At 35.2% G+C, this 20,519-nt stretch carries 31 protein-coding genes and 2 pseudogenes; 30 read left to right on the forward strand and 3 right to left on the reverse strand.

What is annotated here, in order from left to right:
- Positions 1-392: 392 nt before the first annotated feature.
- From ABC346_RS21075 to ABC346_RS21195, 25 genes and pseudogenes are all read left to right on the forward strand, one after another.
- Positions 393-863: pseudogene (locus ABC346_RS21075) on the forward strand (MFS transporter); the annotation flags it as partial.
- Between the two features lie 217 nt (positions 864-1,080).
- Complete coding sequence (locus tag ABC346_RS21080) at positions 1,081-1,560, forward strand: DsrE/DsrF/DrsH-like family protein (protein ID WP_018930934.1); 480 nt, start codon at positions 1,081-1,083, stop codon at positions 1,558-1,560.
- A 40-nt stretch (positions 1,561-1,600) separates the two neighbouring features.
- On the forward strand, positions 1,601-1,963 hold the full coding sequence (locus tag ABC346_RS21085) for a rhodanese-like domain-containing protein (RefSeq protein WP_413236672.1): 363 nt from the start codon (positions 1,601-1,603) through the stop codon (positions 1,961-1,963).
- Positions 1,964-2,068: 105 nt separating this feature from the next.
- Complete coding sequence (locus ABC346_RS21090; protein WP_018930932.1) at positions 2,069-2,365, forward strand: rhodanese-like domain-containing protein; 297 nt, start codon at positions 2,069-2,071, stop codon at positions 2,363-2,365.
- Positions 2,366-2,413: 48 nt separating this feature from the next.
- The gene (locus tag ABC346_RS21095) at positions 2,414-2,983 is read left to right on the forward strand and encodes a sulfurtransferase TusA family protein (RefSeq protein ID WP_413236673.1); all 570 of its coding nucleotides are present in this window, start codon (positions 2,414-2,416) and stop codon (positions 2,981-2,983) included.
- A 103-nt stretch (positions 2,984-3,086) separates the two neighbouring features.
- The gene (locus ABC346_RS21100; RefSeq protein ID WP_413236674.1) at positions 3,087-4,214 is read left to right on the forward strand and encodes an MBL fold metallo-hydrolase; all 1,128 of its coding nucleotides are present in this window, start codon (positions 3,087-3,089) and stop codon (positions 4,212-4,214) included.
- Between the two features lie 48 nt (positions 4,215-4,262).
- The gene (locus ABC346_RS21105) at positions 4,263-4,490 is read left to right on the forward strand and encodes a sulfurtransferase TusA family protein (protein ID WP_413236675.1); all 228 of its coding nucleotides are present in this window, start codon (positions 4,263-4,265) and stop codon (positions 4,488-4,490) included.
- Positions 4,491-4,542: 52 nt separating this feature from the next.
- Entirely contained in the window at positions 4,543-5,319 is a 777-nt protein-coding gene (locus ABC346_RS21110) for a sulfite exporter TauE/SafE family protein (RefSeq protein WP_413236676.1), read from the forward strand.
- 170 nt (positions 5,320-5,489) lie between these two features.
- Positions 5,490-5,651 (forward strand): hypothetical protein, encoded by a 162-nt coding sequence (locus ABC346_RS21115; RefSeq protein WP_413236677.1) that lies wholly within the window; start codon positions 5,490-5,492, stop codon positions 5,649-5,651.
- A 147-nt stretch (positions 5,652-5,798) separates the two neighbouring features.
- Positions 5,799-6,185, forward strand: coding sequence for a YidH family protein (locus tag ABC346_RS21120; protein ID WP_018930925.1), 387 nt, complete (start codon positions 5,799-5,801; stop codon positions 6,183-6,185).
- A gap of 102 nt (positions 6,186-6,287) precedes the next feature.
- Positions 6,288-6,677 (forward strand): rhodanese-like domain-containing protein, encoded by a 390-nt coding sequence (locus ABC346_RS21125; protein WP_413236678.1) that lies wholly within the window; start codon positions 6,288-6,290, stop codon positions 6,675-6,677.
- On the forward strand, positions 6,649-6,909 hold the full coding sequence (locus tag ABC346_RS21130) for a metal-sensitive transcriptional regulator (protein WP_018930923.1): 261 nt from the start codon (positions 6,649-6,651) through the stop codon (positions 6,907-6,909). The genes ABC346_RS21125 and ABC346_RS21130 overlap by 29 nt, the downstream gene beginning before the upstream one ends.
- 199 nt (positions 6,910-7,108) lie before the next feature.
- Complete coding sequence (locus ABC346_RS21135; RefSeq protein WP_413236679.1) at positions 7,109-7,408, forward strand: rhodanese-like domain-containing protein; 300 nt, start codon at positions 7,109-7,111, stop codon at positions 7,406-7,408.
- Between the two features lie 12 nt (positions 7,409-7,420).
- Entirely contained in the window at positions 7,421-7,990 is a 570-nt protein-coding gene (locus ABC346_RS21140; protein WP_413236680.1) for a sulfurtransferase TusA family protein, read from the forward strand.
- 31 nt (positions 7,991-8,021) lie between these two features.
- Positions 8,022-8,420: a DsrE/DsrF/DrsH-like family protein gene (locus ABC346_RS21145; protein WP_413236681.1), complete on the forward strand. Its 399-nt coding sequence runs from the start codon at positions 8,022-8,024 to the stop codon at positions 8,418-8,420.
- Positions 8,421-8,437: 17 nt separating this feature from the next.
- Positions 8,438-9,571 (forward strand): MBL fold metallo-hydrolase, encoded by a 1,134-nt coding sequence (locus ABC346_RS21150; protein ID WP_413236682.1) that lies wholly within the window; start codon positions 8,438-8,440, stop codon positions 9,569-9,571.
- Positions 9,572-9,586: 15 nt separating this feature from the next.
- Positions 9,587-9,814, forward strand: coding sequence for a sulfurtransferase TusA family protein (locus ABC346_RS21155; RefSeq protein ID WP_018930918.1), 228 nt, complete (start codon positions 9,587-9,589; stop codon positions 9,812-9,814).
- A gap of 40 nt (positions 9,815-9,854) precedes the next feature.
- Entirely contained in the window at positions 9,855-10,031 is a 177-nt protein-coding gene (locus ABC346_RS21160) for a class I SAM-dependent methyltransferase (protein WP_413236683.1), read from the forward strand.
- The gene (locus ABC346_RS21165) at positions 10,003-10,434 is read left to right on the forward strand and encodes a class I SAM-dependent methyltransferase (RefSeq protein WP_413236684.1); all 432 of its coding nucleotides are present in this window, start codon (positions 10,003-10,005) and stop codon (positions 10,432-10,434) included. Before ABC346_RS21160 ends, ABC346_RS21165 begins: the two co-directional genes overlap by 29 nt.
- Before the next feature lie 160 nt (positions 10,435-10,594).
- Complete coding sequence (locus tag ABC346_RS21170; RefSeq protein WP_277679791.1) at positions 10,595-10,978, forward strand: DUF302 domain-containing protein; 384 nt, start codon at positions 10,595-10,597, stop codon at positions 10,976-10,978.
- 119 nt (positions 10,979-11,097) lie between these two features.
- Complete coding sequence (locus ABC346_RS21175) at positions 11,098-11,757, forward strand: hypothetical protein (protein ID WP_413236685.1); 660 nt, start codon at positions 11,098-11,100, stop codon at positions 11,755-11,757.
- Entirely contained in the window at positions 11,754-12,497 is a 744-nt protein-coding gene (locus tag ABC346_RS21180) for a cytochrome c biogenesis CcdA family protein (RefSeq protein WP_277679789.1), read from the forward strand. The genes ABC346_RS21175 and ABC346_RS21180 overlap by 4 nt, the downstream gene beginning before the upstream one ends.
- A 15-nt stretch (positions 12,498-12,512) precedes the next feature.
- Positions 12,513-13,103, forward strand: coding sequence for a peroxiredoxin family protein (locus ABC346_RS21185; protein ID WP_413236686.1), 591 nt, complete (start codon positions 12,513-12,515; stop codon positions 13,101-13,103).
- A 15-nt stretch (positions 13,104-13,118) separates the two neighbouring features.
- Positions 13,119-13,799 (forward strand): response regulator transcription factor, encoded by a 681-nt coding sequence (locus ABC346_RS21190; RefSeq protein ID WP_413236687.1) that lies wholly within the window; start codon positions 13,119-13,121, stop codon positions 13,797-13,799.
- Complete coding sequence (locus ABC346_RS21195) at positions 13,789-14,868, forward strand: sensor histidine kinase (RefSeq protein WP_413236688.1); 1,080 nt, start codon at positions 13,789-13,791, stop codon at positions 14,866-14,868. The genes ABC346_RS21190 and ABC346_RS21195 overlap by 11 nt, the downstream gene beginning before the upstream one ends.
- A 50-nt stretch (positions 14,869-14,918) precedes the next feature.
- On the opposite strand, the gene ABC346_RS21200 is transcribed toward ABC346_RS21195, so the two are convergent.
- Both ABC346_RS21200 and ABC346_RS21205 read right to left on the reverse strand, forming a co-directional pair.
- Complete coding sequence (locus ABC346_RS21200; protein WP_413236689.1) at positions 14,919-15,299, reverse strand: OsmC family protein; 381 nt, start codon at positions 15,297-15,299, stop codon at positions 14,919-14,921.
- A 192-nt stretch (positions 15,300-15,491) separates the two neighbouring features.
- Positions 15,492-15,937, reverse strand: a pseudogene (locus ABC346_RS21205) (NAD(P)/FAD-dependent oxidoreductase); the annotation flags it as partial.
- A gap of 682 nt (positions 15,938-16,619) precedes the next feature.
- Here ABC346_RS21205 and ABC346_RS21210 point away from each other — a divergent pair.
- The 5 genes from ABC346_RS21210 (at position 16,620) to ABC346_RS21230 (ending at position 19,113) form a co-directional block, all read left to right on the forward strand.
- Entirely contained in the window at positions 16,620-17,438 is an 819-nt protein-coding gene (locus ABC346_RS21210) for an ArdC family protein (RefSeq protein WP_413236690.1), read from the forward strand.
- Positions 17,439-17,458: 20 nt separating this feature from the next.
- On the forward strand, positions 17,459-17,698 hold the full coding sequence (locus tag ABC346_RS21215; protein WP_413236691.1) for a hypothetical protein: 240 nt from the start codon (positions 17,459-17,461) through the stop codon (positions 17,696-17,698).
- Positions 17,699-17,904: 206 nt separating this feature from the next.
- A complete protein-coding gene (locus ABC346_RS21220; RefSeq protein ID WP_413236692.1) occupies positions 17,905-18,375 on the forward strand; it encodes a hypothetical protein in 471 nt (156 codons plus the stop codon).
- Between the two features lie 40 nt (positions 18,376-18,415).
- The gene (locus tag ABC346_RS21225; RefSeq protein WP_413236693.1) at positions 18,416-18,568 is read left to right on the forward strand and encodes a hypothetical protein; all 153 of its coding nucleotides are present in this window, start codon (positions 18,416-18,418) and stop codon (positions 18,566-18,568) included.
- Positions 18,565-19,113: a thermonuclease family protein gene (locus tag ABC346_RS21230; protein ID WP_413236694.1), complete on the forward strand. Its 549-nt coding sequence runs from the start codon at positions 18,565-18,567 to the stop codon at positions 19,111-19,113. Before ABC346_RS21225 ends, ABC346_RS21230 begins: the two co-directional genes overlap by 4 nt.
- Before the next feature lie 65 nt (positions 19,114-19,178).
- Here the strand turns inward: ABC346_RS21230 and ABC346_RS21235 are convergent, their stop codons facing one another.
- Complete coding sequence (locus ABC346_RS21235) at positions 19,179-20,417, reverse strand: IS256 family transposase (protein ID WP_413236695.1); 1,239 nt, start codon at positions 20,415-20,417, stop codon at positions 19,179-19,181.
- Positions 20,418-20,519: the final 102 nt, after the last annotated feature.

A 20,519-nucleotide genomic window follows, 5' to 3' on the forward strand; every position in this document is an offset into this window, starting at 1 on the left:
CAAAAGAAACTGTAATTATTAATGGAAATGGGGGTTCGTTATCCAATATGGAAGGTTTTATGATCCTCATTAAGGAACCAAATGGGCTATTCTTGGAATAGGTAGGGGGGCCTGACATAAACAGGGATCCTTTTATCGCAATAGCTGAAAGTGTTCAGTGATTATTCAGTAATGTTATTGGCTTTATTGGAAAAAATGGAAATTAAGATAAATAAATCAAAATGTTCATTGTTAAGATAGTACAGATTTTAAGAATTTCATAAAAAATGAACCCCACCCGTGACGGCTAATATAGGGGGGAGGGGTTCTTCTTTGTTTCACCTTGTTTCAGCAAGTCCTGAAGGTATTCTAATCTTGAATTCCTTACCGTGCTATGCCGATAATGTGTCCAGCATATGGGAGAGCATGGCCATGAATTGAGTGAAGTTGGATTGATTATTGGTCTTCATATTGGATCCATGTATCTTCCTTTGCTTGTAACCGGAATGCTTGTCGATAAAATAGGGCGTGATTTGATGACAATTGCTTCAGGTATTACATTATTATTTGCCGGTGTACTGGCTGCCTATGCACCAACTGATTCTATGACCTATCTTACGATGGCATTAATTTTACTAGGATTAGGATGGAATTTTGGATTAATTAGTGGAACCGCCTTGGTGATCGATGCAACTACTCCATCAAACCGTGCAAAGATACAGGGGATGGTAGATGTTTTAGTTGCTTTAGCAGGAGCAGCAGGTGGAGCTCTATCAGGTATTGTTGTCGCAAATTCAAGTTTTACTGCATTATCGGTTGGTAGTGGTATAATCTCCATGATTTTGGTCCCTGTAGTTTTACTAGTATTACAAAGAGATAGATAGCTAGGAATCTTTGCAGGTTAAATACATGATAAATTATTTAGGAATTCATTGTTGACAAAATACCTATCAGGGTATATTATAGGTTTTGTAAGACGGAAGCCACAGTTGATTTGTAACGATTTAATAAAAGGGTTGACACCCATTTTTTATTTTATTATTATAAATACCCGTAGGGGTAACAGTATTACAAATAAACACACAAAATAGGGGGATTAACATGTCAGAAAAGAAAAAAACAACTATTGTTCTATTCAGTGGTGATTACGACAAAGCAATGGCAGCATATATTATTGCGAATGGTGCAGCTGCCTATGATCATGAAGTTACTATTTTTCATACGTTTTGGGGACTAAATGCTCTAAGAAAAGATGAAAATATTGAAGTGAAAAAAGGCTTTATGGAAAAAATGTTTGGAAAAATGATGCCAAGAGGCGCAGATAAAATGGGACTATCCAAAATGAACTTTGCTGGTTTCGGTCCAAAGATGATTAAAGATGTAATGAAAAAGCATAATGCAATGCCATTGCCAGATCTAGTTGAAATGGCAAAGGAACAGGATGTAAAACTAGTAGCATGCACAATGACAATGGATTTATTAGGACTTCAAAAAGAAGAACTATTAGAGGGTATTGATTATGCAGGGGTTGCAGCTTATCTTGGTGACGCAGAAGATGGAAATGTAAACTTGTTTATATAAAAATGATGGATTTTTTCTTCATTAGTTGGAGGACGATAAAATGGAATATTTAAATTATGTTATTTATGTGTTATTATTCTTCTTTATTGTAAAACGATTTATTCCCGTTAAAGGAATTAAAAATATTTCAACAACGGAACTCAAAACAGAACTAAAAGATAAAAATAAGCAATTTGTTGATGTGCGAACACTAGCAGAATTTAAAGGGAATAATATTAGAGGTTTTAAAAATATTCCACTTCATACACTAGGGAAAAAAGCAACATATGAACTTTCAACTGATAAAGAGGTAGTTGTAATTTGTCAAAGTGGGATGAGAAGTCAAAAAGCATCAAAAGTTCTAAAGAAATTAGGATTCACCAATGTAACAAATGTTAAAGGTGGCATGAATACCTGGAGATAGTCTGAGTGAATAGTATTCAGTGTGAGGGAGAGCGTACTTAACACACTGATACCTATTCTCTATATAATAAGAATTCAGATTTAAATAAGAAAGGAGAATTTAAGTATGAAAGAAATTTCTACAAAAGAACTACAAAATTTAGTAGAAGAAAATAAAGATTTAAATATTATTGATGTGCGTGAAGTTGATGAAGTAGCACAAGGGAAAATAACAGGAGCACTAAATATCCCGCTAGGTTTATTAGAATTTCGAATGCATGAGTTAGAAAAATCAAAGGAATATATTATGGTTTGTCGTTCTGGTGGTAGAAGTGGTCGTGCCGCACAGTTTTTAGAAGGCCAAGGATTTAACGTAATTAACATGACTGGCGGAATGCTAGCGTGGGAAGGCGAAACAGAATAATTTTTTTTGAATGCAAATATACCTATATAGGTATTAGGGGGTTATGATATGGATTTATTCAAAGTAAATGTGGTGTTGGATGCGAAGGGTCTAGCTTGCCCGATGCCGATTGTGAAAACAAAAAAAGCAATGAAAGATGTAGAAGCAGGGCAAGTGATTGAGGTGCAAGCAACTGATAAAGGATCAAAAGCTGATATCGAGGCGTGGGCCAACAGTGCCGGTCACCAATATTTAGGTACACTAGAGGAAGGTGGCACTCTAAAACATTATTTAAGAAAATCATCCGATGAAGAAACGGTTGAAAAGCAACATTCTAATACTGCTACAAATGAAGAACTAGCATCAAAGTTATCTGAAGATATTGTGGTTCTTGATGTGAGGGAGTCAGCAGAATATGCCTTTAATCACATTCCAAGTGCAGTTTCAATCCCGTTAGGGGAATTGGAAGACCGTATGAACGAGTTAAAAAAAGAAGATGAAATCTATGTTGTATGCCGTACTGGAAGTAGAAGCGATTTAGCCGCACAAAAATTGGTGGATAGTGGTTTTGAAAATGTAATTAATGTATTACCAGGTATGAGTCAGTGGACGGGAGAAACAACAAAAATAGAAAACTAGTGAATGGTACGTGGGTTTTAGGTTTTGATCCAAGTAGTATTATAAATGCTTTAAAAAACTAAGAAATTTTTTTGTGAAAAATAATACCTTAGGGGGTAAAAGAATGACTGTAAAAATGATGACAGCACATGAAGTGACACAGAAGGTTTTTAATAAAGAAGAGTTATTTATTTTAGATGTTCGAAATGAAGATGCATTTGAAGACTGGAAGATTGAAGGAGAAAACTTTGAATACTTCAACATTCCTTATTTTGAACTTTTAGATGGAGTAGAAGAAATTCTAGAAAAGATTCCTTCTAATAAAGAAATCTTAGTTGTTTGTGCCAAAGAAGGCTCTTCTGTAATGGTAGCAGAAATGCTATCTGAAGCAGGATTAACAGTGTCTTATTTACAAGGTGGTATGAAAGCTTGGAGTGAGCACTTAGAACCCGTTAAAGTCGGGGAATTAAAAGATGGTGGAGAAGTTTATCAGTTTGTCCGTATTGGGAAAGGTTGTCTTTCTTACATGGTTATTTCAAATGGGGAAGCTGCAATCATTGATGCAACACGTATGACAGATATTTTCATTGATTTCGCGACAAGTAAAGAGGTAAAAATTACAAACGTGTTTGATACCCACCTTCACGCAGATCACATCTCAGGAGGAAGAAAAATTGCTGAACAAACAGGTGCAACATATTGGTTGCCTCCGAAAGATGCTCAAGTAGTAAACTTCGAATATGCAGCATTAGAAGGTGGAAGTGTAGTAACAATCGGTAACACTGCTATTGATATTCATGCACTATATTCACCTGGACACACAATTGGTTCTACATCTTTTGTCGTAGATGAGAAATTCTTATTATCTGGTGATATCTTGTTCATCGATTCAATCGGCAGACCTGACTTAGCTGGGAAGGCTGAAGACTGGGTTGGTGACTTAAGAGAGAGCTTATATTCTCGCTATAGAGAATTATCAGAGGAATTAGTTGTTTTACCAGCACACTTTATGATTATTGATGAATTAAACGTGGATGGTAGTGTGGCTGAAAAACTAGGGACACTATTTGCAAAGAACCACGGACTAAACATTGAAGATGAATCTGAATTTAGAAGATTAGTGACGGAAAACTTGCCACCTCAACCGAACGCTTATCAAGAAATTCGTGAAACAAATATGGGTAAAGTAACACCGGAAGAAGAGAAGCAAAGAGAAATGGAAATTGGACCAAACCGCTGTGCGGTACGTTAGTAGTTAATATCACAATATGAATGAATACTCATTTTCGGAGGAATATAAATGAACGTAACAAAAGTGTTAGATGCAAAAGGATTGGCGTGCCCGATGCCAATCGTAAGAACAAAGAAGGCAATGAACGAATTAGAATCTGGCCAAATCTTGGAAGTTCACGCAACAGATAAGGGTGCAAAAAGTGATCTAGCAGCATGGGCGAAATCTGGGGGCCATGAGCTTTTAAAGGATACAGAAGAAAATGACGTATTAAAGTTTTGGGTTAAGAAAGGTTAATAGAAGGGGACCATGATTTACATGGTTCCCTATACTTTAAGGGGGAGAATCAATGGACTTTGCTTTTATTATCACTATATTCTTAATTGGATTTGCTGGGTCTTATATTTCAGGAATGCTAGGTATAGGCGGTTCTATTATTAAATATCCAATGCTTTTATACATTCCACCATTACTCGGTGTAGCAGCATTTACAGCGCATGAGGTATCAGGAATTAGTGCTGTCCAAGTACTGTTTGCAACTATTGGCGGCGTTTGGGCATACCGAAAAGGTGGTTATTTAAATAAGTCCCTTATTGCTTATATGGGTGTTAGTATTCTTATAGGTAGTTTTATTGGTGGGTACGGCTCAAAATTATTATCTGAAGGTGGAATAAATCTAACCTATGGAATATTAGCATTAATCGCCGCTGTGATGATGTTTGTTCCTAAAAAAGGTATTGATGATATTCCATTAGATCAAGTAAAGTTTAACAAATGGCTTGCGGCTATTTTAGCTTTAATTGTTGGTGTTGGAGCTGGAATTGTAGGGGCAGCTGGTGCGTTTTTATTGGTTCCAATTATGCTTGTAGTTCTTAAGATTCCAACACGTATGACAATTGCTTCATCATTAGCGATTACATTTATCTCATCCATCGGGGCAACAGTAGGAAAAATTACGACAGGACAAGTTGAATACTTCCCAGCAGCAATTATGATCATCGCTAGTTTAATTGCTTCACCACTGGGTGCAAATGCTGGAAAGAAAGTAAATACGAAGGTGTTACAAGTAACTTTAGCATTACTAATAGCAGGAACCGCTATTAAAATATGGATGGATATATTTTAATTATGGGATAAATAAAATGGATTAAATAGGAAGGAGGAATCCAAATGGTTAAGATTACACCATCTGCACTTTCGAAAGTTAAAGATGAAGTAAAGCCACTTGTAGCAGAAGGAAAGAATCCCTTTGTTCGTTTGACGATGGGCATTGGCTGAGGTGGTCCAAAGCTGCACTTGGCTCTGGAGGAGTCAGCATCAGATAATGATTTGATAATGAATGAAGACGGCATTCAGTTTTTAATAAGTGAAAAGGACTCTGTTTATTTCAATAATGTTAAAATTGACTATATTCGTACATTGTTAGGTGACGGACAATTTCAAGTACTTCATGTATAACCAGTAGAAACGGCAAGTTACAACTTGTCGTATTTCTACTGATTAAACAGCTTTATATAATTGTTTAAAACAAAAGGATATGATTAAGAAAAATATTTATTACCATACTAATTAGTGAATAAATGATAAAGAAGAGATGACTAATTCATGAGCAAAGAAAAGTATCAAAATGAACCAACAAAGGATTCACAATATATTCAACAACATATGGCGAATGAACGAACATTGTTAGCTTGGATTAGAACAGCCATTGCTATTATCGGTGTTGGATTTCTTGTTACCAACTTGCACTTCACAATGAAATCTAGCCTGACTCGATTCGGTGACTTTTTAGCAAATACCATAGGCATGGCTTCAGTAATATTAGGGATAGCTACAATTATTATGGCAATGGTTTCTTATATGAGAAAAATTAATGCAATCAATAATCAATCCTTCTATGCACCGAAATTTACGATTATCTTACTTGGTTTATTTGTCATAATAATTGCAGTGGTATTTGGGATTTACTTTTCCATTCTTTTAATACCTTAAAGAGGTGAAGAGTAGTTGCTGGTTTGAAATAATTATTTTTTATTTTATTTGACAAAATACCCTTAAGGGTATATTATATGAATGTAGATAGGGGGAGGATCAATGAGTTTCTTAATGATTATAATTTCAATCAGTCTCCTGGTTCTCTATCAAAGATATATACCTATATGGGGAATTAAAGAACTAAGCGGACGAACGACTGGTTTATTTGGTAGAAAAGATGTGGTATTTTTAGATACAAGAGACTATCAAACCTCTTGTAAAGATAAAATGGGAGATGCTCATTGTTTACCACTTCCTTATTTGAAAAGACATTATGCTGATTTACCAATAGATAAAGATATAATTGTAATTGCCTCAGATCAAATTGAAAGTAATTTGAGTATAAGGTTTTTAACAAAAAAAAACTTTCGTGTAGTTGGCTATTACTTACCTAATAAAATAAGAAAGGGGGATCATCACTATGGAGTACAATGCTCAAATGAAAAATAGAATGAAAAGAATTGAAGGACAAGTTAGAGGATTAATACGAATGATGGAAGAGCAAAAAGAATGTAGGGATGTAGTTACACAAATGTCGGCTGTAAGAAGTGCTCTTGACCGTACAGCAGCTTTAATAGTTAGTACGAACCTTGAACAGTGTATTCGCGATGATAAAGAAGCTGGTGAAAGCTCAGAAGATTTAATCAAAGAAGCAGTAAGTTTACTTGTGAAAAGTAGATGATTTGACTCTCTATAGTTTATTTTGTACCATGAAAGAGGTTAACAAAATTTAAGTAGTTGACCTTTTTTATAATCAAAAAAATACCCGTATTGGTATATTTTTTTGATTTCCATAATACCTATAGTGGTATATGTATATTTAGTTATAATTAAAATACATTAGGGGAAAATATCATTGAGTTATAGGAGGGAGGGAAAGTATGAAAGAAATAACAGCAAAAGAATTAGCGGAAAAAGTAAAAGCAGGAGAAAAGTTAAGTATTATTGATGTTCGCGAAGATGAAGAAGTTGCACAAGGTAAAATCCCAGGTGCTAAGCATATACCTTTAGGTGAAATTCCAGAGCGATTAAATGAAATTGATAAAACTGAACATCATTATATGGTGTGTCGCTCAGGAGGTAGAAGTGGAAAAGCATGTGCTTTCTTAAAGGATGAAGGTTATGATGTTACGAATATGGAAGGCGGCATGTTGAGTTTGGAAGATGAAGTTGAGATATAAGGAGGAATATTGGTGAGCATTACAGCAAATGAAGTGTTAGATGCAAAAGGTTTAGCCTGTCCAATGCCTATTGTTAAGACAAAAAAAGCAATTACAAATTTAGAAGCAGGTCAGGTCATGGAAGTGCAAGCAACAGATAAAGGATCAACTGCCGACATCAAAGCGTGGGCAGAAAGTACAGGGCATCAATATCTTGGAACTGTAGAAGATGGCGATGTATTGAAACACTATTTACGAAAAGCAAGTGAAGCGGAGACAAAAGGTGAGACCAAACATGAGGATGTGGTCGATCTAGATGAACTTCGTAACAAGGTAGAAGGTGAAGAATCTATTTCTATTCTTGATGTTCGCGAACCAGCTGAATATGCCTTTGGTCATATCCCTGGTGCTGTGAATATACCTCTAGGTGAACTTGAAAAACGCTTTGAAGAACTTAGCAAAGATCAAGATATACACGTTATTTGCCGAACGGGTAGTAGAAGTGATTTAGCTGCACAAAAACTAATGGAAAAAGGTTTTAAGAGTGTGAAAAATGTAGTACCAGGTATGAAAAATTGGGAAGGCCCAACTGAAGGCAATTAATAAGAACACAACAATTTAGGAGGAATAATAAATGACTAATACAAAAGTTGCAATTATAGCAGCAAATGGAGGACGTTTTGATGCTTATAAAGTCTTTAACGTAGCACTTGCAGCTGCAGCGTCTGATGCAGAAGTAGGTATATTCTTTACTTTTGAGGGATTAAATCTAATTCATAAGGAGGCACATAAAAACCTCCCACTTCCAGAAGGAAAAGAACACTTCCAAGAGGGATTTGAACGTGAGAATGTACCGGCAATTGAAGAAATGGTGTCAATGGCACAAGAAATGGGGATTAAATTAATTGCATGTCAAATGACAATGGATGTTATGAGTTTAGATAAAGAGGCGTTTGTTGAAGGGATTGAAGTAGGCGGCGCTGCTACCTTTATTGAATATGCGAAAGATGCAAACACGTCATTAACATTTTAAATAAAGGAGGAAATAAATTGACTACTCCAATAACAACTAGTGAATTAGCGAAAAAAGTTGTTAATCATGAAAAAACACTGATCTTAGATGTTAGAAATACAGATGAATTTGATAATTGGAAAATTGAAGGCGGGAATGTAGAAGTAATTAATGAACCGTACTTTAATTTATTAGATGGAATTGACCCTGTTGCTGAAAAATTAGATAAAGATCAAGCAGTTATTGTTGTTTGTGCTAAAGGCGGTTCTTCTCAAATGGTAGCTGAGTTACTGGAAGAAGAAGGTGGATTCACTAACACTTATAATTTAGAAGGTGGCATGAAAGCATGGAGTGAACACCTAGAGCCAGTGAAAATTGGTAATCTAAAGGATGGCGGAAGTTTATATCAATTTGTACGTTTAGGTAAAGGATGCTTATCGTATATGGTGGAATCTGATGGTGAAGCAGCCATTATTGATACAAACCGGATGATTGATATTTACGAAGCATTCGCCAAAGAAAAAGGAGTACAAATTAAACATTTAATTGATACTCACCTCCACGCTGATCACATTTCGGGTGGCCGTGCTTTAGCTGATAAAGTAGGTGGAACGTATCACTTACCAACAAAAGACGCTACAGAATTGACCTATGATTTCAAGGGATTAGAAGAACGAAACGATATCGTTGTGGGAAACACAAAGGTGAAAGTACAACCAATTTATTCTCCAGGACACACAATTGGAAGCACATCATTAATTATTGATGATGAGTATCTTTTAACAGGTGACATTCTATTTGTGAAATCCATCGGCCGACCAGACTTAGCTGGTAAAGCGGAAGATTGGGTTGGAGACCTTCGTAATAGTCTTTATAAACGATATAAAGAATTATCCGAAGATTTAATCGTCTTACCTGCGCACTATTCGTTTGCAGAAGAACTTGGTAAAGGCGGAAGTGTTTTTGCACGTTTGGGCGATCTTTATCAACGTAATGAAGGGTTGCAAGTAGACGATGAAGATGTATTTAGAAAAATGGTGACAGAAAATCTGCCACCACAACCAAATGCATATCAAGAAATCCGTGAAACAAACATGGGAAAAATCACACCTGAAGATGAAAAACAAAGAGAAATGGAAATTGGACCAAACCGCTGTGCGGTTCACGGTTAATGAGGAGGAAAAATAATGGAATCAACAAAAGTATTAGATGCAAAAGGATTGGCATGTCCAATGCCGATTGTTAGAACGAAGAAAGCAATAAATGAGCTAGAATCAGGTGATGTTCTTGAAGTACATGCTACAGATAAAGGTGCTAAAAGTGATTTAGCAGCATGGGCAAAGTCTGGTGGGCATGAACTACTACAAGACACTGAAGAAGGCGATGTATTAAAGTTTTGGATTAAAAAAGGATAGAAGGTGACCCTTTAGAGGGTCCCTTTTTCATAAAAAAGGAGTGAGAACACTGACTGGTAAGAAGTTTAATCTAGATAAAGCACATAAATTAGTGAGTGAAGAGAGAAAAGCATTATTACCACCTGATAAAATAATCGAATACTTAGAAGTAGAAGCTAATGATGTTGTTGCAGATCTCGGTGCAGGTAATGGATACTTTACTATTCCAATTTGCTAAAAGCACTAATAACACTGTCTATGCTGTTGATATTGAGCCTAAGATGCTAGATATGTTAAAAGAGAATGCAGTAAAGGATAATATAGAGAATATTAATTATGTTGTAAATGATTTGGTAGAAATTAAACTAGAGGATGAGTCAGTAAATAAAGCGATTATCTCAATGGTTATTCATGAAGTTTCTAGTATTGATCATACGCTTAATGAGATTAAGCGAATTTTAAAACCAGGCGGACAACTGTTACTTATCGAGTGGAAGGCTATTGAGACGGAATCAGGTCCCCCACTGCACGAAAGGATTTCAGCTACAGATATGCTAGAGACTATTCAGAATGCAAACATTGATGCTGAACTAATTGATTTAAATTCACAACATTATGCGGTAAAAGCAAGGATGAAATAAAAGTTACGGATTGAGAGGGGAAGAGTTAGTGAAGAAATTATGGGGAATGTTATGACCATCTCAAAAACTAATGTTCCTGGCAGGAGCAGGATTTGTCATCTATTCAATCCTATTAAAATTTATATAAAGTAAATAATTTATCTAGGAGGAATCATCTATTATGTTCGATTATACTGTTGAAACAGATAAAACAATGGAGAAAGCTGTTCAATCACTTGAGGAAAGTCTAAAGAAAGAACAATTTGGTGTACTTTGGCAGTTTGATATTAAGTCTAAATTACAAGAAAAGGGGTTAGATTTTGACCAACCATATTTAGTGCTGGAAGTATGTAATCCAAAAGAAGCACAAAGAGTATTAACTCAAAACCAAATGGTCGGTTACTTTTTACCTTGTAAAATTGTTGTTTATGAAGATGGTGGCAAAGTCAAAATTGGTTTACCTAGACCAACCGCTCTAATTGAGATGGTTAACGATGAAACAATTAAGGAATTTGCTGCAGATATTGAAAATAGATTGATTGTATGTATTGATCAAAGTATCTAATAGACGTAAATACAGGATTTTAACGGTAAAGGTAATGCATTGCCTTTACCTTTTTTTATTTTCTTTCATAAAACTTTAACATTTCTCTTTTATTCTGTTAGAAGAAGGAGGTAAGGATCATGCCATCAGCTTGGTTAATTGGACCTCTAGTTATTAAAAGTGAATTAGTCTTACTCATTGGAAGCTTTTTGCTAGGGATCGTTTTTTTTCGCTTTATAAGCCCTTATTCAAAACTTGAAACAAAAAAACGGATAGATAGAATAATGAATCTGTTCATTATGTTTGTAGTATTTTTATGGCTTGGAAAAATTATAACAAACCTTTCTACCTTTATTAATGATCCCTTACCGATACTTGCATATCCAAGTGACTCGAAAGCTTTTTATGTTGCTGTAGCTCTATCCATTGTGTATGTAAAATTAAAGTTGGCAAAGGATTATAACCAAGCAATGGATGTTTTGTATGCTTGGCTCATTGTATTTTTCACAGCTTCCTTTGTTTATGGATTTGTCCAAATGATTTTTGGAGCAGCAGTATTTAGTTGGCAGTATTTGGGGTTAATTGTTCTGTTATTTATCCTATTTATTTTGCAACAAGACAAGTTATCAAAAGAAAACCTCGTGTTCACTGGCCTATTATCTTGGAGTATTGGTCAATGGCTGTTAGCTATTTTTTCTCGTACAACCGTCTTTCAGTTCAATCTGAGTCATTGGTTTTATGCAGTTGTTCTTGTTGGTAGTGTGATCTTAACTATCTATGGAAAGAAGGTGAAACAATGAGCGCGGTTGCTGATATTACGATATGGCTAGCATTAGGCGCAGGGATTCTTTCCTTTTTATCACCGTGTACACTTCCTATATTTCCGGCTTATTTATCCTATATTACAGGAATGACTGTAAAGGAAATTCAGGGTTCACAAGAATTAAAGGTTCGTAGCAAGTTGTTGCTACACGCAATCCTGTTTCTAACCGGTGTTTCCATGATATTTATCGGTTTAGGAATAGGGGTATCTATTTTAGGTCAGTGGGTTCAAGACTTATTATCAGGACAATCTGGTATCTTTTTGCAACGAATCGCTGGTATTTTTGTTATCATAATGGGTTTGTTTGTCGCAGGTTGGATCCAGTGGAAAGGGTTAATGAAAGAGAAACGGTTTCATTTTAACAAAAAGCCTGTAGGGTATTTCGGAACTATATTTGTTGGGATGGGCTTTGCAGCTGGATGGACTCCTTGTATTGGACCTATCTTTGCATCAATTCTTGTTGTGGCTGGGAATAATCCTACACAAGGGGCTATTTATACCATCATGTATGTTATCGGTTTTGCTATACCATTTCTTTTATTGACCTTCTTCATCGGATCTACAAGATGGCTAGTTCGTTATAGCCAAAAAATTATGAAATTCGGTGGAGCTATCATGATTGTCATGGGAGTACTTCTTTTTACAGGTCAGATGGCAAGAATCTCTAATTTCTTATTAAAGCTGGTGCAAGATAGCTGGTTAGCTAACTTAGGGTAATAGGGGGCATATTCATTGAAGAAAATAATCATTTCTGTTGTACTATTAGCGATGTTCGGCTACGCTGTTTATGATTTGGTCAAGAGTGAAGATAACGATACTACAACTTCAAATACAGAGGAGTTAAACACAGAAGGTAATCAAAGCACTTCAACGAGCGAAGTTGAATCTACAGATGCTACAGTAGGGTTAGAGGTAGGTAATCTCGCACCAGATTTTAAATTGCAGACTTTAAATGGTGAAACTGTAAAACTATCGGACTTTAGAGGCAGGCGGGTCATGCTTAATTTCTGGGCTACTTGGTGTCCGCCGTGTCGTGCAGAAATGCCTGACATGGAAAAGTTTTATCAAGAGAAGGACGTTACAATTTTAGCTGTTAATTTAACTGAAACAGAGGCCTCTATGCAGGATGTACATGATTTTGTAGAAGAGTTTGGATTAACATTTCCTGTTTTATTAGATAAAAAAATTGAAGTTGCAACAACCTATCAAATACGACCAATTCCAACTTCTTATATGATTGATTCAAATGGCGTTATTCGATATCAAGCCTTTGGTGCACTAAATTATGAAATGATGGTATCAGAATTTGAAAATATGAAATAAAAAACAGGTGATTTAATGAAACAAACCATTCTAGTAATTGAAGATGACAAAATGATACGTGAACTGATTACCATTTACTTAAATAAGGAAGGTTATGATGTAAAAGAAGCCGGGGATGGTGAAATGGCTAAAGAGGCATTTTTAACGTATCATCCATGTTTAATCATCCTCGACTTAATGCTCCCAAAATTGAGTGGAGAGGAATTTTGTGAGTGGGTAAGGGAACAAGGACGAAACGAGGTTTCAGTTATTATGCTGTCAGCAAAGGCTCGAACAGCAGATAAAATAAATGGATTGAAATTAGGGGCTGACGGTTATTTAACGAAGCCATTTGAACCAGAGGAATTACTTGCTCATGTGGAAGCTGTTCTGAGGCGAACGGGGCTCTTCTGTCAAAAGGTTACTTCTAATGGATTGTGTATTAAACCAAGAAAAGGAGAAGTTATGCTTTATGATAAACGAGTCAATTTAACGAAGCATGAATTTAATCTCCTATATTATCTGATGGAAAATCCCAATATCGTTTTATCTAGAGAGCAATTAATTAATCAACTATATCCTAACGCTGATCGGGCTATCTTAGATCGGACAATAGATGCTCATATTAAAAAGTTAAGAGAAAAGATAGAAGATAACCCAGCATCACCTGAACGGATTCAGACTGTAAGAGGAATGGGGTATAAATTTGTTCAGTAAAATAAGAGGGTGGTTGCCTAAAAAGTTTATATTTAGGCTGACGTTATTAAATGCAATAGTTGTTACCACGTTCATATTAGTGACTAGTTGGGCAATCTATAACACTGCCTGTTTTTTAGTTGAAGGTATGGTAATGGATGTAGGAAGACAGGATCAATTTAAATCGGCATTATTTGAGTATTTATTGTCTTTTAGTCTTTTTGCAGTTGTAGTGGGGAGCACGCTTCATTTTTACTTAACTAATAAACTAATCAGACCATTACAAAAATTAATTAAATCTACTCAGAGAATGAAAGAAGGTTTCTATCCTGAACCAATTCAAGTTCATGCATCAGATGAAATGGGGCAATTAATTGACCACTTTAATCAATTAGTTGAACAGATAAAAATGAACGATCAGCAACGCCGGAGGATTGTATCTGATCTCTCCCATGAATTTCGCACGCCACTATCCAACTTAAATGGTTATTTGAATGCTATGAAAAACGGTGTAATAGAAGGTGAGCCAAAACTGTATGAATCCCTTTTGAATGAATCGAAACGATTGACAAATTTGGTTGAACAAATGGATCAATTAAAGGAATGGGATGTTGAATCAGGAAAAACTTTAGCTGAAAAAGAGTACACAAATATAGCAATTGTAGTGGAACAATCATTAGAGATGTTTCGTTGGTTATTAAATAAACAAGATATTCGTTGTGTCATTCAAGCAGATAGCAGATATGTTGAAATCAACACCTTTGGGATTTATCAAGTGATTAGTAACCTAATGGATAACGCAATTCGATACTACAAAGGAAAGAATCCAGTTACTATTAAGGGAGAGTGTCTTAATCACGTATATAAAGTATCTATTACTGGTGAGGGCAAACATATACCGCAGTCAGAACAGGAGAAAATATTTGATAGATTTTATCGTATAGATAACTCTAGAAGTCGTAAGCAAGGAGGAAGTGGTCTTGGATTAGCCATTTCAAAGGAAATTATTGAAAGACATAACGGAAAGGTAGGTTTGATTTCCGATGGCGACAATCATACATTTTGGTTCACGATTCCTATTAAAAAATAGCTATCAACAGAGAGAGATAAGTTGATAGCTATTCTTTGCTTGTTTTTGCTTTATTTTAGTTCGAAAGATTCCGTAATTTTAATACTATCCTCGATAGATTGAATCATGGCACAATTTTTTCGAGTTATTGCTAACGCCTTTTCAACTTTACTAGGTGAAATATCTTTTCCTGATATGGTGAATAGTAAATCAATTGACTCAATCTGGTTAGCTATTTCAGGATTTCTATCTACTGTTGTCGAAATAGTTATATCATCAAATGGAATGCGCATTTTTGTTAATATTCTCCTTAGCCAGCTGCCACTACATACTGCAACGGATGAGACCAATAGTTGATATGGTCGAAAGCCGTATTCCTCTTGACTAGATACCTTTAATTCACCAAATTCTAGATTAGTTTGAAAACCATATTCGTTCATACTGAACTTCATTTAAATCGCCCCTTATTTACAAAAAGAAGGTAAGACTTCAAGATTATATATGTATAATAATACTCTAATGTGAAAATCTGATGAAAATATAAATATGCATAAGAATTGGTTGGTGTTTTAGAAAAAAGAAGAATAAAATCATAGAAAGTATAAAATCCCCGATACTCTGTCGGGGATTTTTGTCTCAGATTTTTAATTTTCTTTTAGCTCCTCAACGTACTTTTGAGTTGACTTTGCTGCAATACTGCCGTCACCAGTAGCGGTAACAATTTGTCTTAGTTCTTTTTCACGAATATCTCCAGCAGCAAAATACCTGGAATATCCGTTTCCATATTTACATTCGTTGGTATATAGCCTTCCTCATTGGTGATTCCTAATGATTTAAATGGTTCACTTAATGGAACCATTCCGATGTAGATGAACACACCATCTGCAGGATGCTCATACTCTTCACCTGTTTTAGTATTTACTAATGTAACACTACCTACTTTTCCATCTTTGTCATTAATGGTTTTTACCGTTGTATCCCAAATAAAATCTATCTTATCATTATCAAATGCACGTTGTTGCAAAATCTTTTGTGCACGTAGTTCATCACGGCGGTGTACAATTGTAACTTTACTTGCAAAGCGAACAATACTAGTGTTTCCATTATCATTTGTAGAATTTCTAGTGATGTCATCAATTGTATATTCTTCAGCGAACTTTACTGTTGAGTTAATAGCTCTCGTCGCAAATTCAGTCGTTTTGGTCTCAGCTATGTACATCAATGTTGGCTTAATTTTGGAGTTAATAAGATTAATACTAAGAACAGTAAAAAAGATAAATAAAAGAAATGAAATAAGCATAAGTTGTTTATTGGATGGGGGTGATTTTCTTTTTTTTACTTTTCTCATTAACCCCTCTCCTCTCAATATAACTTATTCCACTCTAAAAAAATTAGAATTGTATTATTAACTTGATTAACAAAAGATAAAAAGAATAAAACCATAGGAGAGCAGGCTAATGCCTGCTTTTTTATTTTGGTTATTTTTCTGTTTGCAATCCGAAGAATAAACACCTGCCACTCTAACCATTCAGAAGGCAGGACACCCGAACCTTTCCTACTGAATGCTAAGAGTGGCGTAAAAAGATCGTCAATAAACTTTCGTCGCTATGCTCGGCATATCCTCACTTCGTTACGGTATTCCACGTTTTATTGACGATTTTTTACAGCTGTTTGTCTTCTACTTAGCAAACGGGAAAAATAATCCCCTTTGGGAAATCCACTTATCGGATTTGCCAACTACAAAATACTAAAAAAGATAGGAGATTAAAACAATGAGTAAAAAAATCTATGAAATGGTCACAAATCAAATCATAAGTAAACTAGAAAAAGGTACGGTACCTTGGAAAAAGCCTTTTGCAAGTGGGCAAGCAGTAAATTGGAATACACAAAAGCCATATAGAGGTATTAATACGATGCTCCTAGATGGTGGGGAATATCTAACATTTAAGCAAATCAAAGATACCGGCGGTAAGGTTAAAAAAGGCGAAAAAAGCCAAATAATTGTGTTTTGGAAGTGGTTAGAGGTAGAGGATAAAGAAACAGGAGAAGAAAAAAATATACCGTTTTTAAAGTATTATAGAGTTTTTGAAGTTGGTTCTCAGGTGGAAGGAATTGAGCCGAAAAGAGAATATGAAACATATATACACGACCCAATAGAAGAAGCTGAAAAAATCAAAGATATTTATATAAATGCACCTTCTTACAGCTCGATAACCGGAGGAGCTTGGTATAAACCGTTTGAAGATCGTATAAATGTTCCACCTATGAAAGAGTTTGAGAATATACACGAGTATTACAGCACATTATTTCATGAAATGATTCACAGTACAGGACATTCAAGCAGGATAGATAGAGAAGGTATAACAGCTCATAATGGTTTCGGAACGGAATGTTATAGTAAAGAGGAATTAGTGGCAGAATTAGGGGCTTCCATGTTATGTGGAGTATCTGGAATTGATAATGAAACCATTGATAATTCAGCAAGCTATATTGGCTCATGGTTGAGAGTGTTAAAAGAAGATAAAACATTAATTGTTAAAGCTTCGCAACAAGCACAGAAGGCTAGCGATTATATACAAGGATTAAATTAAAAATAATTGGAGGTTGTAAAATGAGTAAGAAAAGATTACAAGAAGTCGTTACAAATATGATAAATCAAATTAATGATAATGGAGAGTTAATACATCCAGAGGGAGAAATAACAACACCAATAGTAAGGGAGTTAGTAAGCTATAAAGGGAAATTTAATGATACAACAGACAATTTAGTAGACCAGTTTCTAGAGATTCAATTGTTTGCAAAAAACGGTGGTATACCAGTATTAAAGTGCATTTTATCCGAGATAGAATAAATTAAAAGCACCATATAGGTTACTAGTAAACTAGTAACCTATATGGTGCACTATAGAAATGATGGTAAAATATGGTCTGTACACACGGAAATACAGAGATGATGGGGATTGTAGGAACAGAGGAAACCGTTACTATTTGTCATGATTGCGTTGTGAAATATAAAAATAAAGGGGAGATAGTCTCCCCTTATAATGGAGGTGGTTAGATGAAAACATGTGCTTTTTGTGCAACTGAAATCCATAAAAATTATTGCGCTTTTTGTGAAATGGATTTAAAAGATAGATATATTTTAAACAATGGGGAACGTATTAAAAATACTATTGATTATATCCCTGATCAATCTGAAATGTTTAAGAATACCAAAGAACTAAAGGAAAAAGAAACGATTGAATTATTGTTCTTATTACGTTTTGCTCGTCAATATCGGTCAGATATTTATAATTTACGTATCAATGTTCATAAAGCTGAAGGACAAGGCGCAGATATGCAAGAATATGATTTAACCTCTAGTGATTATGAAGAAGCTACAAGGAAAGTATGGGTGATTGAGAATATTATTAAAATGCGAGTAGGTTATTTTCCGCAAAAAATTATGGATGACTTTTTAGATAAATATGTAGAACGGATAGAAAAATCGGAAAAGAAGGTAATGAAAATGAGAAAGAAAGTTAATTAACGTTCGGATTTTCATTAAAAAAGCAGGGAGAGTTGAAAAAATGATGGATAAACAGATAAAAGTACCCGCAGAAGTACACAAAGATATTAAAGTTTTAGCATCAAAAGAAGGTAGAGAAATGCGTGAGGTTGTTACTACTGCATTTGAGTTTTATAAAAAGCACCGTAATAGTATAAAGGATGATAAACAATGAAAAAGTTACTCATAATATTGCTTTTTGTTTTTTTAGTCGCTGGTTGTGATGAATTAGAGACAATAATAGAAGATACTGCGACAGCTACAGAAGAAAGTACTACCGATAAAGAATTAGTTACCATTGATAGAGTTGTTGATGGCGATACAGTTATTGTTGAGTTTGAGGATAGGAATACAGAAAGAATAAGATTATTATTAATTGATACCCCAGAATCTGTTCACCCTGAAAAAGAACCACAACCATATGGAGAAGAATCTAGTGAGTTTGCTAAAGGAGTGCTTCAGGAAGGAAAAGAAGTAGAAATCGAAAGAGGTAATCCTGAACGTGATAATTATGAACGAATACTTGCTTATATATGGGTTGATGGTGAAAACTTCAACCAATTAATGATTGAGGAAGGGTATGCTAGAGTAGGCTATGTATATGAACCAAATACCAAGTATTTAGAGGAATTTGAAGAAGCACAACAACAGGCTGAAGAAGAAGGAGAAAATATTTGGTCTATAGATGGTTATGTGGAAAGTCGATTTGAAAATTATTAATAAGGCAAACAGCAGGCTTAAGCCTGCTTTATTGGGAATGTCAAATAAAGTGTGTAAGTCCCATTTTACTCAAGGTACTTTAACACCCTATCTTTTAACTCATCATGTAGAAGAAGTTGGTTCATAACCATTGCCCAGTTTTGGATGTGACCACCTTCCCATTTGGTCTCGAGTTCTTTTACACGTAAAAATAATACTTTTAATAGAGCGTTCTCGTTGGGGAATGCTCCTTTTTTTGTTACTTTTCTGAAGCTGGAATGAATACTTTCCACTGCGTTGGTGGTGTACATCACTTTTCGAATAGCACTTCCATAATCGTAAAGCTGTTCGACATGGTGAAAGTTCCTTGTCCAAACGTCAATAGCTCCTGGATAGGCAGCCCATTGTTGTTGAAAAGATTCGAAAGCACTTAGACAAGCCTTCAGGCTTGGGGCACCATAGATTTTCTTTAACGCTTGGGTAAATGCTTTATAATCCTTACTAGGAACGTATTTGACGGAGTTACGAATCAAGTGAACCATGCATCGTTGTACAATAACGTCTGGAAAAATGGCACGTGACCCTTCTTCCAGCCCACTTACTCCATCCATAGATATAAAGAAAATATCTTCGACTCCTCTTGCCTTAATTTCATCGAAAATCTGCATCCATTTATGTTTACTTTCCGTTTCATTGAGCCATAATCCAAGAATTTCTTTAGTGCCCTCCATGGTATATCCTAATATCGTATAAACGGCATATTTCTTTGTTTCATATTGATTCCGAATCGTTGTATACATACAGTCTACAAAAACAAAGGCATAACAGCTGCTTAACGGTCTGGTTTGCCATTCTTCTAACTCAGGAAGAACCTGATCTGTAATATCCGATACCATTTCATGGGACACTGAAAAACCATAAATATCTTCAATCGTTGACGATATATCTCGCTGCGACATCCCGCGTGCATACATCGAAATCACTTTACTCTCAATCGCAGATACATCCTTTTTCCGTTTCGGTATCAGTTCTGGATTATAGGAACCATCACGATCTCGTGGAACCTTAATATCCATTTCACCCGTACTGGTTTTAATCGTTTTCTTTCCATAGCCATTCCGTCTGTTTTCTGTCTCTTTTTCCTCTTTATTGTTCGAATCATAACCTAAATGATGATTCATTTCACCCTTTAACATGGATTCAAACATAGGTCCAAATATATCTTTGAGTGCATTCTGCATGTCCTCTACAGATTCTGGTTGATATTTTTCAATAATCTTGTTCGCTAATTCTTCGGAGTTAGGATTTTTCTTTGGCTTTGCCATATCAGTCACACTCCTTTTTCGTTACTTTTATTCTACCAAATAAAAAACTGTGTGAGTAAGAACCGTACGCATTCTTACTTACACAGTTTAGTTTACACTCCC

The organism is Oceanobacillus phoenicis (assembly GCF_047238145.1).
GTDB lineage: Bacteria > Bacillota > Bacilli > Bacillales > Amphibacillaceae > Oceanobacillus.